Source organism: Mesorhizobium hawassense (assembly GCF_003289945.1).
In the GTDB taxonomy this organism is placed as follows: domain Bacteria; phylum Pseudomonadota; class Alphaproteobacteria; order Rhizobiales; family Rhizobiaceae; genus Mesorhizobium; species Mesorhizobium hawassense.
On sequence record NZ_QMBP01000010.1, the window covers coordinates 222,416 to 237,129 of the forward strand.

General features: G+C 63.3%; 16 protein-coding genes. 9 read left to right on the forward strand and 7 right to left on the reverse strand.

Annotation, left to right across the window (positions count from 1 at the left end):
* The first annotated feature begins 120 nt into the window (after positions 1-120).
* Genes DPM33_RS21420 through DPM33_RS21430 form a run of 3 tightly spaced genes read left to right on the forward strand, consistent with a single transcriptional unit; the run spans position 121 to position 4,214 of the window.
* Positions 121-2,013, forward strand: coding sequence for an ABC transporter ATP-binding protein (locus tag DPM33_RS21420; protein WP_112099420.1), 1,893 nt, complete (start codon positions 121-123; stop codon positions 2,011-2,013).
* Complete coding sequence (locus DPM33_RS21425; RefSeq protein ID WP_112099421.1) at positions 2,010-3,893, forward strand: ABC transporter ATP-binding protein; 1,884 nt, start codon at positions 2,010-2,012, stop codon at positions 3,891-3,893. The genes DPM33_RS21420 and DPM33_RS21425 overlap by 4 nt, the downstream gene beginning before the upstream one ends.
* A gap of 9 nt (positions 3,894-3,902) precedes the next feature.
* Entirely contained in the window at positions 3,903-4,214 is a 312-nt protein-coding gene (locus DPM33_RS21430) for a DUF6665 family protein (protein WP_112099422.1), read from the forward strand.
* Positions 4,215-4,233: 19 nt separating this feature from the next.
* Here the strand turns inward: DPM33_RS21430 and DPM33_RS21435 are convergent, their stop codons facing one another.
* Positions 4,234-4,578 (reverse strand): cupin domain-containing protein, encoded by a 345-nt coding sequence (locus DPM33_RS21435; protein ID WP_112099423.1) that lies wholly within the window; start codon positions 4,576-4,578, stop codon positions 4,234-4,236.
* Between the two features lie 311 nt (positions 4,579-4,889).
* Between DPM33_RS21435 and petA the strand changes: the two genes are divergently transcribed.
* From petA to DPM33_RS21460, 5 genes are all read left to right on the forward strand, one after another.
* The gene (petA, locus tag DPM33_RS21440) at positions 4,890-5,450 is read left to right on the forward strand and encodes a ubiquinol-cytochrome c reductase iron-sulfur subunit (protein ID WP_112099424.1); all 561 of its coding nucleotides are present in this window, start codon (positions 4,890-4,892) and stop codon (positions 5,448-5,450) included.
* Between the two features lie 16 nt (positions 5,451-5,466).
* Positions 5,467-6,768 (forward strand): cytochrome b, encoded by a 1,302-nt coding sequence (locus DPM33_RS21445; protein WP_112099425.1) that lies wholly within the window; start codon positions 5,467-5,469, stop codon positions 6,766-6,768.
* A gap of 27 nt (positions 6,769-6,795) precedes the next feature.
* Positions 6,796-7,653: a cytochrome c1 gene (locus tag DPM33_RS21450; protein WP_112099426.1), complete on the forward strand. Its 858-nt coding sequence runs from the start codon at positions 6,796-6,798 to the stop codon at positions 7,651-7,653.
* A 141-nt stretch (positions 7,654-7,794) separates the two neighbouring features.
* Positions 7,795-8,490: an acid phosphatase gene (locus DPM33_RS21455; protein ID WP_112099427.1), complete on the forward strand. Its 696-nt coding sequence runs from the start codon at positions 7,795-7,797 to the stop codon at positions 8,488-8,490.
* Between the two features lie 192 nt (positions 8,491-8,682).
* A complete protein-coding gene (locus DPM33_RS21460) occupies positions 8,683-9,228 on the forward strand; it encodes an adenine phosphoribosyltransferase (RefSeq protein ID WP_112099428.1) in 546 nt (181 codons plus the stop codon).
* A 79-nt stretch (positions 9,229-9,307) separates the two neighbouring features.
* On the opposite strand, the gene DPM33_RS21465 is transcribed toward DPM33_RS21460, so the two are convergent.
* The 6 genes from DPM33_RS21465 to DPM33_RS21490 form a co-directional block, all read right to left on the reverse strand.
* Positions 9,308-9,778 carry a MaoC family dehydratase gene (locus tag DPM33_RS21465; RefSeq protein WP_112099429.1) on the reverse strand — a complete coding sequence of 157 codons (471 nt, stop codon included), beginning with the start codon at positions 9,776-9,778 and terminating at the stop codon, positions 9,308-9,310.
* The gene (locus DPM33_RS21470) at positions 9,775-10,236 is read right to left on the reverse strand and encodes a MaoC family dehydratase (protein ID WP_112099430.1); all 462 of its coding nucleotides are present in this window, start codon (positions 10,234-10,236) and stop codon (positions 9,775-9,777) included. The genes DPM33_RS21465 and DPM33_RS21470 overlap by 4 nt, the downstream gene beginning before the upstream one ends.
* 202 nt (positions 10,237-10,438) lie before the next feature.
* Entirely contained in the window at positions 10,439-11,413 is a 975-nt protein-coding gene (corA, locus tag DPM33_RS21475) for a magnesium/cobalt transporter CorA (protein ID WP_112099431.1), read from the reverse strand.
* Positions 11,414-11,599: 186 nt separating this feature from the next.
* Positions 11,600-12,703 carry a redox-regulated ATPase YchF gene (gene ychF / locus DPM33_RS21480; protein ID WP_112099432.1) on the reverse strand — a complete coding sequence of 368 codons (1,104 nt, stop codon included), beginning with the start codon at positions 12,701-12,703 and terminating at the stop codon, positions 11,600-11,602.
* A gap of 94 nt (positions 12,704-12,797) precedes the next feature.
* On the reverse strand, positions 12,798-13,520 hold the full coding sequence (gene pth, locus DPM33_RS21485) for an aminoacyl-tRNA hydrolase (RefSeq protein ID WP_112099433.1): 723 nt from the start codon (positions 13,518-13,520) through the stop codon (positions 12,798-12,800).
* 21 nt (positions 13,521-13,541) lie between these two features.
* Positions 13,542-14,186 (reverse strand): 50S ribosomal protein L25/general stress protein Ctc, encoded by a 645-nt coding sequence (locus DPM33_RS21490; RefSeq protein WP_112099434.1) that lies wholly within the window; start codon positions 14,184-14,186, stop codon positions 13,542-13,544.
* A 343-nt stretch (positions 14,187-14,529) separates the two neighbouring features.
* Here DPM33_RS21490 and DPM33_RS21495 point away from each other — a divergent pair.
* Positions 14,530-14,714, forward strand: a 185-nt coding sequence (locus DPM33_RS21495; protein ID WP_167449087.1) for a helix-turn-helix domain-containing protein, incomplete at its 3' end; no start/stop codon positions are given.

Here is a 14,714-nt window from a genome sequence, read left to right on the forward strand (position 1 = left end):
ATCGCGATTGGTACCCGTGGCTACGACGATTGCGAGGAATCGATCCCGGGCGTAACCACGGCATGGTCGGAGGCCGACCAGCTCCCAGACCGGCAGGTTTCCGGCGCATACGAGAGAAAAATGTTCGACCGCATCTTCACCTGGTTCGAAAGCCGCTATTCGCCGGTGGCGCTGGCAGACGACCGGCAGCCGCCAATGGGGCTTTGGCGGTTCTACTGGTATTTCATAAGCCAGTTTCGTGCCGCCTATCGATTGCGCATGGTCATCGTTGCCGTCGCCGCCATTTCGGACGCGATGCTGCCGATCTTCGTCGGCCTGATCGTCGGCGCGCTGACCGACGCCAAGCCCGGCGATTTCTTCGCGGCACGTGGGCCGTTGCTCGCCTTGATGGTGTTCGTGGTGCTGTTGCGTCCGCTGTCGATGGTCGTCGATGCGCTCATCCGCAACCACGCCATTGCGCCCAATCTCATCGACCTCATCCGCTGGCAGAGCCACTGGCACGTGGTGCGCCAGGACTGGTCGTTCTTCCAGAACGACTTCGCCGGCCGCATCGGAACCAAGGTCATGCAGAGCGGCGATTCGGTAGAGATGAGCGTCAATCTCACCGTCGATGCCGTCTGGTATGCGCTGGTCTTCGTCGCCGTGGCGATCGTGGTGCTGGCGCGGCTCGACCCGCTTCTGCTGGCGGTCGTGGCGGTATGGCTGGTGTTCTATTGCCTGATCTTCTGGTCCGCAATGCCCAGGATCACGCGGCGCTCGTCGGCATTGTCGGAGCGCTGGTCGCAGGTGAGCGGCCGCATGGTCGACAGCTACACCAACATCCTGACGCTGAAGACATTCTCGACCGGCGAGCATGAAGACAAATATGTCTCGCAAGCGGTGATCGAGCATGCGGACACGTTCTACCATCTGATGCGCGTTTTCACGCTGATGTGGTCGGCCTTGTTCGTGCTCAACGCGGCGCTGCTTATCGCCATAAGCTGGCTGGCGCTCGCCGGCTGGAATGCCGGCGCCATGACCACCGCCGCCGTGGCGACGGCGATACCGTTCGCGCTGCAGATCGCCAACATCTCCGGCCGGATCCTCGATGTCGGGGCCAACGTCTTCCGACAGATCGGCGTCGCCAGCAACTCGATGACGACGATCGCGCGGCCGATCACCATGCAGGACCAGCCTGGCGCGCCCGCTCTCGTCGTCAGCGCCGGCGGCATCGAGTTCGACCGGGTGAACTTCAACTACTGGCGCAAGGACGGCAAAGGCGGCGTCATCGACAATCTGTCGCTGACAATCGCGCCGGGCGAGCGGGTCGGCCTGATCGGGCGTTCCGGAGCCGGCAAGTCGACGCTGGTCAATCTCGTGCTGCGGCTGTTCGACGTGCAGGACGGCAAGGTGCTGATCGACGGGCAGGATATCCGCAACGTCTCGCAAGAGAGCGTCCGCGCGGCGATCGGCTTCGTCAACCAGGATACGTCGCTGCTGCACCGATCCGTTCGCGAGAACCTCAAATATGGACGCCAGTCCGCCAGCGACGAGGCCATGGTCAGCGCCGCGAAAGCCGCGCAGATCGACGATGTGATCGCGGGACTGACCGATCCGCATGGGCGGAGCGGCTATGAGGCGCTGGTCGGCGAGCGCGGCGTAAAGCTGTCCGGCGGCCAGCGGCAACGCATCGCCATTGCCCGCGTTATGCTGAAGGACGCGCCGATCCTCATTCTCGACGAGGCCACGTCCGCGCTCGATTCGGAGGTGGAGGCGGCCATCCAGGAGAACCTCTACAAGCTCATGCAGGGCAAGACCGTCATCGCCATCGCCCACCGCCTGTCGACCATCGCGGCGATGGACCGGCTCGTCGTCATGGACAAAGGCCGCATCATCGAGGAAGGCTCGCATGAGGCGCTGATCGCCAAGGGCGGGCTCTATGCCCAGCTCTGGCGGCGCCAGTCGGGTGGCTTCCTGCTTGAGGAAAAACAGGTCGCCGCGGATCTGTCGACAAAAGGTGAAGCCGCGGAATGATGCAAGCCGTCTATCGCTGGTTCGAGCGCTGGGTCTACCCATTCCGCGAGCCGGTGAATCTGCGGCCGCCCGCCAGCGTCGGTGGCTTCCTGTGGCACTATGTCGGGCAGGCGAAATTCGCCTTCTTCGCCATGCTGATCATCGGCGGCATCGCGCCGCTGGTCGAAGCCGGGCTCTTCTATTTCGTCGGAAGGCTGGTCGATATACTCGACCAGTTGCCGGGAGAGCGCAGCTGGCACGCGCTGTGGGCCGCCGCCGGTCCGGAGCTCGTGTTCATGGGCGCGGTGGTGCTTGTCATCCGCACCCTGGTGGTCGGTCTCGCTGCGCTGGTCGACGAGCAGACGATCACGCCGGGTTTCTACAATCTGGTGCGCTGGCAGGCGCACCGGCATGTCTCGCGCCAGTCCTACGCCTTCTTCCAGAACGATTTCGCCGGCCGCATCGCCACCAAGGTCTGGCAGGCGGGGCAGGCGACCGGCGACCTGATGGAAAGTTTCATCGAGGTCATCTGGTTCATGATCATCTATACCGTGACGACGCTGGCGCTGGTCGCGGGCCTGGACCTCAGGCTGGCGGTGCTGGTGGTAATCTGGATCGCCATCTTCGGCTGGCTGGCCAAACTCTATCTGCCGGAGATCCGCAAGCATGCCGAGGCGACGGCCGAAGCCGGGTCGATGATCACTGGCCGGATCGTCGATTCCTACTCCAACGTGCAGACTCTGAAGCTGTTCTCGGCGGATGGCGACGACCGCTACATCAGGAACGGCTTCGACATCTATCTCGATGCGCTTCGTCCGTTCACGCGCCGGCTGACCGGCGTGCGCATGGCGCTGACGACGCTGTCGGGCGTCATGATCACCGTGATCGCCGGCTTCGCCATCTATCTGTGGGTCGAGGGCTCGATCACGGTCGGCGCCGTCGCCTTCACGCTCTCTCTCGTCCTCAGGCTCAACATGCTGCTTGGACGGGTGATGATGCAGCTCAACGGCATTCTGAGGAACCTCGGCGTACTGGAGAATTCCAAGGCGCTGATCACGCAACCGCTCGGCCTCACCGATGCGCCGGGCGCCGGGGAACTCGCCGTCACCGGCGGCCGCATCGACGTCAAGAACGTCACTTTCCACTACGGCAAGGGCGGGGGTGTGCTCGACGGCATCGACCTCGTCGTGCGTCAGGGCGAGAAGGTGGGGCTGGTCGGCCCGTCCGGCGCCGGCAAGACGACCCTGGCCAACCTGATCCTGCGCCTTTACGACCTGGAAGGCGGCCAGATCCTGATCGACGGCCAGGATATCGCCGGAGTGACGCAGAATTCGCTGCGCGGCAATATCGGCGTGGTCAGCCAGGATACGGCGCTGTTCCACCGTTCGCTGCGCGACAACATCAAGCTCGGCATGCCGGATGCTACCGATGCGCAAGTGATCGCGGCGGCGAAGAAGGCCGAGGCGCATGACTTCATCCTCGGACTGCGCGACAGCCGGGATCGCGGCGGCTACGAGGCCTATGTCGGCGAGCGTGGCGTCAAACTCTCCGGCGGCCAGCGGCAGCGTGTCGCCATCGCCCGCGTCTTCCTCAAGGATGCGCCGATCCTGATCCTCGACGAAGCGACCTCGGCGCTCGATTCGGACATCGAGGCGGCGATCCAGGAGAACCTGACCAGGCTGATGGAAAACAAGACCGTGATCGCCATCGCGCACCGGTTGTCGACGATCGCGGCGCTCGACCGGCTGGTGGTGCTCGACGGCGGCCGCATCGTCGAACAGGGCACGCATGACGAGCTGGTGGCGCTCGACGGGCTCTATGCGCGGCTCTGGAAACGGCAGTCCGGCGGCTTCCTGTTCAACGAGGAAAGCGCGCTGGAAGAGACGCGGCCGGCGGAGTAGAACAAGACTATGTCCTTCAGAATGCCGACGAATTTCGGACGGTCAGGCGCGCAGGAGGGCGCACTCGACCTGCTCGGCCACGAAATCCTCGCCGAAAAAGCCGCGGCGCTCGGCCGCGCCGGCCAGCGTGTGGAGGAAACCCTCGCCAAATTGCGCGAGGGCGGCGACGGCGAGCATCGCAATCGGCTGCTCAAGGAAGCAGCGGCTGCCGTCCACGGCTATTTCATCCAGCGCGAGCTTTGCGGCTTGCGCAAGCACGATGCCGTGATCCGCGAATACGACATTCCGCGCGCGGTGCTGGCTAGACTTGGTGCCAGCTAGGAGCTCTTCAAATAATGGTCTACTCGAGCCACTCGGTGATGAAGTGGCCGTTCTCGTGGATGTCGGTGCTTTCGAGCGGACCCGGGCCGAGATTGGTGAATTTGTGCGGCGTGGTGGGCGGCACGATCAGGATCTGGCCGGCGGTGGCCGTGATTTCCCGGTCGCCGATCGTGAACAGGCCGGTGCCGGAACGGATGACGAAGATCTCCGAATAGGGATGCTTGTGCAGGCGCGGGCCGCCGCCGACGGTCGGCTGATAGTTGAAGATCAAGCAGGAATTGGCGCCGAACTGGCCGCATTGCAGCTCGCCTTTCCAGTGATCGGCGGCCTCGGCCCAGCTTTCGCGTTCAATGACATGCGCCATGGCGGCAGAATAGACCGGGCTAGGAGCCGATGTCGAGGCGAGCGCGGCCCCGATTTCCCCCGGATTTCGCGCCGTTTCACCCCGCCAGCCGGTCGAGCAAGGACGCGCCGGCGACCGCTGCCGCGCATCCCCGCGACAATCTGCCCTTGTGGCCTCACCCCGCTGGACAAAAACGGGCTTCACGCATAAACCGAAAATCCAAATGCCGGAGGAATTCGCTAGCCTGTTCGCCATGCGCTGTCGGGCAGGTGCGATCGAGCGGGGACAAGGCTCGGCCTCCGGTTAGGAAGAGGCGAAAGGATCAGGCACCCGTGAGCGCAACCGACATCCACGATCCCAACCGTCGCGATTTTCTCTATGTAGCCACCGGCATGGCCGCCGTCGTCGGCGCCGGAGCCGTCGCGTGGCCGTTCATCGACCAGATGCGCCCTGACGCCTCGACGCTGGCGCTGGCCTCGGTCGAGGTCGATGTCGCCTCGCTGCAGCCCGGCAGTTCGCTGATCGTCAAGTGGCGCGGCAAGCCGGTCGTGGTGCGCAACCGCACCGAAAAGGAAATGAAGGACGGCGAAGCCGTCAATCTCGCCGATCTCAAGGATCCGATCGCGCGCAACGCCAATTTGCCGTCCGACGCGCCGGCAACCGACGCCAACCGCACCACGCCCGGCAAGGAGGCCTGGATGGTGATGGTACAGGTCTGCACCCATCTGGGCTGCATCCCGCTTGGCCAGGAAGGCGATTTCGGCGGCTGGTTCTGCCCGTGCCACGGTTCGCAATACGACACCGCCGGCCGCATCCGCAAAGGCCCGGCGCCGGAGAACATGGCGATCCCGGTATTCAAGTTCATTTCCGATACCAAAATCCTTATCGGTTGAGGCAGGGGATATTTCGATGAGCGAGGGACACTCGACCTATACGCCCAAGACCGGTATCGAGCGGTGGTTCGACGCCCGCATGCCGTCGCCGCGGCTGATCCACGACAGCTTCGTCTCCTACCCGGTGCCGCGCAACCTCAACTACATGTGGACGTTCGGCGGCATCCTGTCGATCATGCTGGCCTCGCAGATCCTGACCGGCATCGTGCTGGCGATGCACTATACGTCCGACACCAATCTCGCCTTCGATTCGGTCGAGAAGATCATGCGCGACGTCAACTCCGGCTGGCTCTTGCGCTATATGCATGCCAACGGCGCCTCGTTCTTCTTCATCGCCGTTTACCTCCACATCTTCCGCGGCCTGTTCTACGGCTCCTACAAGGCGCCGCGCGAACTGCTCTGGATCCTCGGCTGCATCATCTACCTGCTGATGATGGCGACCGGCTTCATGGGCTATGTGCTGCCCTGGGGTCAGATGAGCTTCTGGGGCGCCACCGTCATCACCGGTTTCTTCAGCGCCATCCCGCTGGTCGGCAACTGGATCCAGCAGTTGCTGCTCGGCGGCTTCGCCGTCGACGATCCGACGCTCAACCGCTTCTTCGCGCTGCATTACCTGTTGCCGTTCATGATTGCCGGCGTCGTCGTGCTGCACATCTGGGCGCTGCATGTCGTCGGCCAGTCGAATCCGACCGGTATCGAGGTCAAGTCGAAGACCGACACCGTCGCCTTCACGCCCTACGCGACCATCAAGGACGCGTTCGGCATGATCGTGTTCCTGTTCGTCTTCGCCTATTTCGTCTTCTACCTGCCGAACTATCTCGGCCACGCCGACAACTATATCGTCGCCAACCCGCTGAAGACGCCGGCCCACATCGTTCCGGAATGGTACTTCCTGCCGTTCTACGCGATCCTGCGCGCCATCACCTTCAACGTCGGCCCGATCAACTCCAAGCTCGGCGGCGTGCTGTGCATGTTCGGCGCCATCGTCATGCTGTTCCTGGTGCCGTGGCTCGACACTTCCAAGGTGCGCTCGGCGGTCTACCGGCCATGGTACAAGCTGTTCTTCTGGCTGTTCGTGGCCGACGCCGTCCTGCTTGGCTGGCTGGGCTCGCAGCCGGCGGAAGGCAGCTATGTGTTCATGGCGCAGATGGCGACGCTGTTCTACTTTGCCTTCTTCCTGATCATCTTGCCGGTGCTCGGCCTGATCGAGACGCCCAGGCGGCTGCCGAACTCGATCACCGAGTCGGTGCTGGAGAAGAACAAGGGCGGCAGCGGGCATCCGGCGGGCGCCACGGCCGCACCACAGACCAAGGGCTGAGCGGTAGAGAATCTAAGGGGATTTGGCATGAAGAAGATTCTCACCTCGCTGGCGCTCATCGGCCTCGTGGCCGCTGGCACCGCCGCCTTCGCCGCTGAAGAGGGACACAACGCGGCCGCGCCGACGCATTTCCCGATCAACGAGCCGAAGGAAATGAGCTGGAGCTTCACCGGCCCGTTCGGCACCTATGACAAGGGGCAGTTGCAGCGCGGCCTGAAGGTCTACAAGGAAGTCTGCTCGGCCTGCCATTCGATGAATCTCGTGGCGTTCCGCACGCTGTCGGATCTCGGCTATTCCGAAGCCCAGATCAAATCGCTGGCCGCAAGCTACACGATCCATGACGGCCCCAACGATGCCGGCGACATGTTCGATCGTCCCGGCAAGCCGTCGGACCATTTCCCGGCACCGTTCGCGAACGAGGAAGCCGCTGCTGCTTCCAACGGCGGCGCCGCTCCGCCGGACATGTCGTTGCTGGCCAAGGCGCGCGGCGTCGAGCGCGGCTTCCCGCAGTTCGTCTTCGACATCTTCACCCAGTATGACGCGGGCGGCCCCGACTACATCCATTCGCTGCTGACCGGCTATGACCAGACGCCGCCGGCCGGCATGGTCATCCCGGAAGGCACGCATTACAACCCGTACTTCATGTCCGGCGTGTCGCTGAAGATGCCGAAGCCGCTCTCGGATGGTCAGGTGACCTATGACGACGGCGCGCCGCAGACCGTCGACCAGTATTCCCGCGACGTGGCGAGCTTCCTGGCATGGGCGGCCGAGCCGCATATGGAGGACCGCAAGAAGACCGGCTTCCGCGTGCTGTTCTTCCTGCTGATATTCGGCGCGCTGGTCTACATGACCAAGCGCAGGGTGTGGGCCGACGTGGCGCACTGAGGCGCGATATCGACCGCAAGAAATCTGAAGGGCGCCACGGGCGCCCTTTTGCATTTCGGCACGCGTAAACCGAGGACCATGTCACATGGCCGTCATCGCGCGCGGCGATCCTGCCTTGCCCTCATCAAAGGATCGCACCCCATGAATAGATACGCATCGCTCGCGGCCGGCTTCCTGCTGCTCGTCACCGGGTATGCCGCCCATGCCGACGACGCCCAGCCTTTCGTCACCAATAAGGACATCGACCTGACGATGATCCTGCCGCCGCCGCCGGCCAACGATTCGGCGGAAACCAAAGCCGAGCTCGGCGAGGTGCTGACGCTGCAGGTGACTCGCACGCCGGAAATGGAAAAGCGCGCCATCGCCGACGCCGAAGAGAATGTCTGGCGCTTCGCCGACGTCATGGGGCCGAAGTTCAACAAGGAAACGCTGCCGAAGTTCAGTGCCTTCTTCGATCGCGTCGTGGCGACCGAGGGCGCCGTCGTCGATCCGGCCAAGGATATCTGGAAGCGTCCACGACCGCATCAGCTCAGCGATCTGGTCAAGCCGGTCGTGAAGCTGTCGAATTCCGGTTCCTGGCCGTCGGGCCATGCGACGGTCGGCACCATGATGGGCATCATCCTCGCCGACATGGTTCCGGAAAAGCGCGCCGAGATCATGGCGCGCGCGGCCGAATTCGCCCACAATCGCGTGGTCGGCGGCATCCACTATCCGTCCGACATCGAGATGGGCAAGATTTCCGGCAGCGTCATCGCCGCGGTCCTGCTCAATCGTCCCGATTTCACGGCCGAATACGAAGTGGCGCGCTCCGAGCTGCGCTCGGATCTCGGCATGTAGCTGCGAGTATCGCTTGCTTTTCGAAGGGCGCCTTCGCGGGCGCCCTTTTCGTTATGGCCGAGGCCGCTCAGGGCCGATCCTTTGCCGGATGTGCTTGTCTCTGGCGCGACATCGCGGTAGCCCTTGTCGGTCGCGTCGGGCAGCAATGGCCGACGCCGCCAAATCCGACAGCCGGTCACGCGGAAAGCCTCGATGAAATCCTCGCTCGAAGACACGCTGCTTGCGGCCATCCGCACCATTGCGGATTACCCCAAGCCCGGCATCCTGTTTCGCGATATCACCACGCTGCTTGGCGATGCGCGCGCCTTCCGCCGCGCCATCGACGAACTGGTGCATCCCTATGCCGGGCTGAAGATCGACAAGATCGCCGGCATCGAGGCGCGCGGCTTCATCCTGGGCGGCGCCGTGGCGCACCAGCTTTCGGCCGGCTTCGTGCCGATCCGCAAGAAAGGCAAGCTGCCTTATGAGACCGTGCGTGTCGCCTACAGCCTCGAATACGGCCTCGACGAGATGGAGATGCACAAGGACGGCGTCGCGCCCGGCGAGAAGGTGATCCTGGTCGACGATTTGATCGCCACCGGCGGCACTGCGGAGGCGGCGGTGAAGCTGCTCAGGCAGATCGGCGCCGACATCGTCGCCGCCTGCTTCGTCATCGACCTGCCGGATCTCGGCGGGCGCAAGAGGCTGGAAGCACTCGGCGTGCCGGTCAGGACGCTGATCGGGTATGAGGGGCACTAGCGAGTGTGAGTAGTGAGTAGTGAGTAGTGAGTGGACGCCACTCACTACTGACTACTGACTACTGACTACTGACCATTCACTATTCCACCTTCACCAGCACAGCGCTGTCGAATTCGATGACCTTGTCGCCGGTCGAATCGAAACCCTCGGAACGCAGCGTGAGCAGGTTCCAGCCGGGGCGCCCAGTGAGCGGGCGGTGCGCCTGTGCGGTGCGCGTGAAGGTCACCGTTTCGCCGGCATAGACCGGCTTCAGCCATTTCAGGTTGCGGAAGCCGGGCGAGGGGCCGAATTCGGGCTGCGGGCCGGGGCCGGTCCAGCGCACGCCCTCGGTCTCCATGCGCTTTTCGAGGTTGTACTTCATCCAGGTCGCGGCGGTGTGCCAGCCCGAGGCGCAGAGTCCGCCAAGCACGCTCTTTTTCGCCGCTTCCACATCGACATGAAAAATCTGCGGATCGTATTTTTTGGCGAAGGCCTTGATCTCGTCGGCTTCGAATTTGTGCGAGCCGAGCGTGACGGTTTCGCCGATCAGGAAGTATTCGTCGAGCGTCATGCCACGGCCTCGCGGGTCAGGAACATGCCGGTGTTCTCGAGCTCGAAGACAGGTTCGCCGCGCTGGTTGAAAAGCTCGCTGCGCATCGTGACGAGGCCAAGCCGCGGCCTGGACTTCGACTGACGCTTGGAAAGTATGGTGAGCTTGCCGGTGAGACGGTCGCCGGCCAGAACCGGCTTCTTCCATTTCACATGCTCGATGCCAGGCGAGCCCTGCGAGGTCGAGTCGAGCAGGAAGGCGTCGCACAGCATGCGCATGAACATCGCGCAGGTGTGCCAGCCCGAAGCCGAAAGGCCGCCGAGGATGCTTGCCCTGCCGGCTTCCTCGTCGAGGTGCATTGGCTGCGGGTCGAACTCGCTGGCGAATTCGATGATTTCGGCAGCACTAACGTCCTTGCTGCCGAGGTCGAGCGAGGCGCCTTCTACGAAATCCTCATAGGCCCAGGTCTTTCCGGTCATGTCGGCAATCCGGTTAAATCCTTAGATCGTGGTGGCGTTTCGTTGAATCGCCACCACGATCTAACTTTTTTGTTGGAGCATGATCCTCTCCGAAAACCGGTTCCCACTTTTCGGGATCATGCTGCAAGATCCGGCAACCCGGATGCAGACCTGGGACGATTTGGTCAAGCCCTTTCTGGTAAGCCAGCCAATGGCCAGGCTGTCAGAGCCAGCCGCGGCGGCGGAAATACCAGAAGGGCAGGATGGCCGAGATCACCATCAGGGCGATGGCGAAGGGATAGCCGAACTCCCATTTCAGCTCGGGGATGATGTCGAAATTCATGCCGTAGATCGAGGCGACCAGCGTCGGCGGCAGGAAGATGACGGCGGCGACCGAGAAGATCTTGATGATGGCGTTCTGCTCGATCGAGATCATGCCGAGCGTCGCATCGAGCAGGAAGGAAATCTTTTGCGACAGGAAGGTCGCGTGGTCGGCGAGCGAGAGCACATCGCGGGACAAAGTCTTGATGCGGGCGCGCACGTCCTTGCTCATCTTGGTCTGAGCCGCGACATGGGCGAGAAAGCCGGCCAGGCGCTGCAACGAGATCAGGCTGTCGCGGACCGAGGAGGCGATGTCCTCCTTGCGGCCGATGCCTTTCAGAAGCTCCTGGAAATCGCGGTTGCGCTTCGAGGCCTTGGTCGAACGCGCCTCGAAAATGTCGCGTGAGATCGCTTCCACGTCTCGGCCGGCGCGCTCGAGGATGTCGGCCAGGCGATCGACGATCGCTTCCAAAAGACCGATCAGGATGGTGTCGCCACTGGTGCAGCCGGTCGCCACCTTTTCTGCGCGCAGCGGGAAGGTCTTGAAGGCCTTGGGCTCGTGGTAGCGGATGGTGATCAGCCGGTTGCCGGCAAGCGCGAAGGTCACCGGCGACATCAGCGGGTCTTCGGCTTCGGTCTGCGCCGGCAGCACGGCGGTCATGAAGTAGCCGCCGTCCTCGATATAGAGGCGGCTCGAGATCTCGATCTCCTCCATCTCCTCTCGGGTCGGAACGGCAATGCCCAGCCAGCTCTCGATGCGAGCCTCTTCCTCCTTGGTCGGGTTGAAAAGATCGGCCCAGACGACCCTGTCGCCGTCCGCCGCGAGGTCCTCGGTGAGGCGCAGCCGATCATTGTCCACGACGAAGGTCTTTATCATCGCCGGGTCTCCCTTGCTGGGTGCGCTCCGGGTCGGAGCACGCGACTTTGGAGTGCCTGGGCGGCGCTGCCGATTGACCGCCGCGAGCAGCCGCCGATTAGACCCGCCGCATGACAAGGTCAAGGCAGGCCCTCGATGCCGGCAACGTCATCCAATGCGGGTCGCCGGACAGGTCGGCTCAGGCTGTCACGTGTTGAACTTGAACAGCATGATGTCGCCGTCCTGGACGACATATTCCTTGCCTTCGTCGCGCGCCTTGCCGGCTTCCTTGGCCGCCACTTCGCCGCCCAAAGTGACGAAGTCATTGTAGGCGATGGTCTGGGCGCGGATGAAGCCACGTTCGAAGTCGGTGTGAATGACCCCGGCCGCCTGCGGTGCCTTGTCGCCTTTGTGGATCGTCCAGGCGCGCGTCTCCTTCGGGCCGACGGTGAAATAGGTGATCAGATGCAACAGCTCGTAGCCGGCGCGGATCACCTTGTTGAGGCCCGGCTCGTCGAGGCCGATCGAGGCCAGGAATTCCATTTCCTCCTCATCGGACAGCTGGGCGACTTCCGCTTCGATCGCCGCCGAGATCACCACGGTGCCGGCGCCCTGCGCGGCGGCCATCTTCTCCACCGCCTTGGTGTGCTCGTTGCCGGTCGCGGCATCCGCCTCGGCGACATTGCAGACATAGAGCACGGGATGCGAGGTGAGCAGGTTCAGGCCCTGCAGGATGCGCAGATCCTCCTGCGCGATGCCGTTGAGCAGGAAGCGGGTCGGCTTGCCCGCCTGCAGCAGCTCGAGCGAGGCCTCCATCATCGGCAGGACGGCCATGGCTTCCTTGTCCTTGCCGGAAGCACGCTTGCGGAACTGAGCGATGCGGCGCTCGAGGCTTTCGAGGTCGGCAAGCATGAGCTCGGTCTCGACCGTTTCGGCGTCTGCTACCGGGTCGATGCGACCCTCGACATGGGTGATGTCGTCATCCTCGAAACAACGCAGCACATGCACGATGGCATCGACCTCGCGGATGTTGGCGAGGAACTGGTTGCCGAGGCCTTCGCCCTTGGAGGCGCCGCGCACCAGGCCGGCAATGTCGACGAAGGAGATGCGGGTCGGGATGATCTCCTTCGACTTGCCGATTGCGGCGATCTTCTGCAGCCGCGGATCCGGCACCGCCACTTCGCCGGTGTTCGGCTCGATGGTGCAGAAAGGATAGTTGGCGGCCTGCGCGGCGGCCGTCCTGGTCAGCGCGTTGAACAGCGTCGACTTGCCGACGTTGGGCAAGCCAACGATGCCACATTTGAAACCCATGTTCGTACGGTCCTATCGGGAATTTGAGATTTGGTGAGGGCTATGGGCGATAGGGGTGAGGAACGTCAAGCCCTGCGCGAGGTTCGTTCGACGCTCACTCCTTGCCGAACAGTTTTTTCAGCATCGCGGCCATCGGGCCGCTTTCGGGCAGCTTGGCCGGCGCCTGCTGCGGGCGCGCCTGGCGGATATGGCTCTGCTGTTTCGGCGCCTTGGGCGGCGGGCGGTCGTCGTCGCCGGTCGGCACGAGTTTTTCGCGCAGCGCAAGCGTGACGCGGTTCATGAAGGAGTTGTCGTCGCCCTTTGCCAGCAAGCCAGCGTCGTCGGCGATCGCATCGAGCAACACGTCGAGCCACTCACGATCCGCCTTGGCGAAATCGCCGAGCACATGGCCGTGCACCATTTCCTTGACGCCGGGATGGCCGACGCCGATGCGCACCCGGCGATAGGCGTTGCCGACATGCTGGTCGAGCGAGCGAATACCGTTATGGCCGCCGGAGCCGCCGCCCATTTTGACCCTGAGCTTGCCCGCGGCAAGGTCGATCTCGTCATAGAAAACGGTGAGCGCGGCAGGCTCAAGCTTGTAGAAGCGCAACGCTTCGCCGACCGACTGTCCGGAGAGATTCATGAAGGTCTGCGGCTTGATCAGCAGGATCTTCTCGCCGCCGAGCGTGCCTTCGGAAATCAGGCCCTGGAATTTCCGCGACCAGGGCGAAAAGGAATGGCGGCGGGCAATCGCGTCCGCCGCCATGAAGCCGACATTGTGCCGGTTGTTTTCGTATTTCGCGCCCGGATTGCCGAGGCCTGCAAAGACAAGCATCGCCGCCTCCGGGGGGGAGAATTACTTCTCTTCGGCCGCCGGGGCCGCCGTCTCGGTCGCCGCCGCCTCGGTGGTGGCTTCCGTCTCCGGCTTCATCGCCGACGAGCCGGCAATGGTCGCGATGGTGAAGTCGCGATCGGAGATGACCGGCTTGACGCCGGCCGGCAGCTTGACCGCCGAGATGTGGATCGAGTCGCCGATGTCGGTGCCGGTGAGATCGACGGTGATGAATTCCGGGATCGCGTTGGCCGGGCAGTGGAACTCGACTTCGTGGCGAACGATGTTGAGCACACCGCCGCGCTTGATGCCGGGCGACTTGTCCTCATTGATGAAGTGGACAGGCACGTCGACATTGACCTCGGTGTCCTTGCCGATGCGCAGGAAGTCGACATGGACAGGGAAATCCTTGACCGGGTCGAGCTGGAAATCCTTCGGCAGGACCTGGATCTTCTTGCCGTCGACATCGATCGTGGCGATCGTGGTCAGGAACCCGCCGCCATGGATCTTGTAGAAGAGTTCCTTGTAGTTCAGCGCAATCGCCAGGGGAGGCTGCTTGTCGCCGTAGATAACTGCAGGCACTTTACCGTCGCGGCGAACTGCACGGGCGGACCCCTTACCGACCTGTTCGCGCGCTTCGGCCTTGAGCTCGTAAGTATCGTGGCTCATGGCATTTCCTTTCGCGTGTTATGGAGCGCTTGCGGCAAGCACGAGGCGAGCCGTAAACGTCGAAAGCCGTCGCGACCCTGCACGATCTGTCCGATGCGTTTGGCGATCCAAATGCGTCTGGGGATCATGCGAGGCCTGGCCGGCCTTCCTCCGCGTTGCCTCCAAGGGTGTCTACGCGGGTGGCGGCTCTATAGCGGAAGGCGGGCAAGGGCGCAAGCGGGCGCGCCAGAAGTGTCGTAAGCACATGAGTTGTCCGGGTTAGGTAGCACACGAGTTGTCCGGTTTTATCGCCAGCGAATGGAGGCTGGGGATGGGACGGACAGCATGGCTACAGGACCGGAGAATGCAGAAGTTTCGGGACGTTTTAAGCCGCTGGAATGGCGGCGATCTTTCGATGCTGGAGGCTGGTGAGCTACTGGGCATGTCGGAACGGCAATTTCGGCGTTATCGCGACCGCTACGAAGAGGCTGGGGAGGATGGCTTAAGGGACCGGCGTTTGGGCAAGCTTTCGACGCGTCGGGTGCCTGC

Excerpts from the sequence above, each read along its gene's own strand:
- DPM33_RS21455 (WP_112099427.1), top strand. The coding sequence starts at position 7,795 with ATGAATAGATACGCATCGCTCGCGGCCGGCTTCCTGCTGCTCGTCACC.
- DPM33_RS21445 (WP_112099425.1), top strand. The coding sequence starts at position 5,467 with ATGAGCGAGGGACACTCGACCTATACGCCCAAGACCGGTATCGAGCGG.
- DPM33_RS21450 (WP_112099426.1), top strand. The coding sequence starts at position 6,796 with ATGAAGAAGATTCTCACCTCGCTGGCGCTCATCGGCCTCGTGGCCGCT.
- corA (WP_112099431.1), bottom strand. The coding sequence starts at position 11,413 with ATGATAAAGACCTTCGTCGTGGACAATGATCGGCTGCGCCTCACCGAG.
- DPM33_RS21465 (WP_112099429.1), bottom strand. The coding sequence starts at position 9,778 with ATGACGCTCGACGAATACTTCCTGATCGGCGAAACCGTCACGCTCGGC.
- ychF (WP_112099432.1), bottom strand. The coding sequence starts at position 12,703 with ATGGGTTTCAAATGTGGCATCGTTGGCTTGCCCAACGTCGGCAAGTCG.
- DPM33_RS21435 (WP_112099423.1), bottom strand. The coding sequence starts at position 4,578 with ATGGCGCATGTCATTGAACGCGAAAGCTGGGCCGAGGCCGCCGATCAC.
- DPM33_RS21460 (WP_112099428.1), top strand. The coding sequence starts at position 8,683 with ATGAAATCCTCGCTCGAAGACACGCTGCTTGCGGCCATCCGCACCATT.
- DPM33_RS21425 (WP_112099421.1), top strand. The coding sequence starts at position 2,010 with ATGATGCAAGCCGTCTATCGCTGGTTCGAGCGCTGGGTCTACCCATTC.
- DPM33_RS21490 (WP_112099434.1), bottom strand. The coding sequence starts at position 14,186 with ATGAGCCACGATACTTACGAGCTCAAGGCCGAAGCGCGCGAACAGGTC.
- DPM33_RS21470 (WP_112099430.1), bottom strand. The coding sequence starts at position 10,236 with ATGACCGGAAAGACCTGGGCCTATGAGGATTTCGTAGAAGGCGCCTCG.
- DPM33_RS21420 (WP_112099420.1), top strand. The coding sequence starts at position 121 with ATGTTCGACCGCATCTTCACCTGGTTCGAAAGCCGCTATTCGCCGGTG.
- DPM33_RS21430 (WP_112099422.1), top strand. The coding sequence starts at position 3,903 with ATGTCCTTCAGAATGCCGACGAATTTCGGACGGTCAGGCGCGCAGGAG.
- pth (WP_112099433.1), bottom strand. The coding sequence starts at position 13,520 with ATGCTTGTCTTTGCAGGCCTCGGCAATCCGGGCGCGAAATACGAAAAC.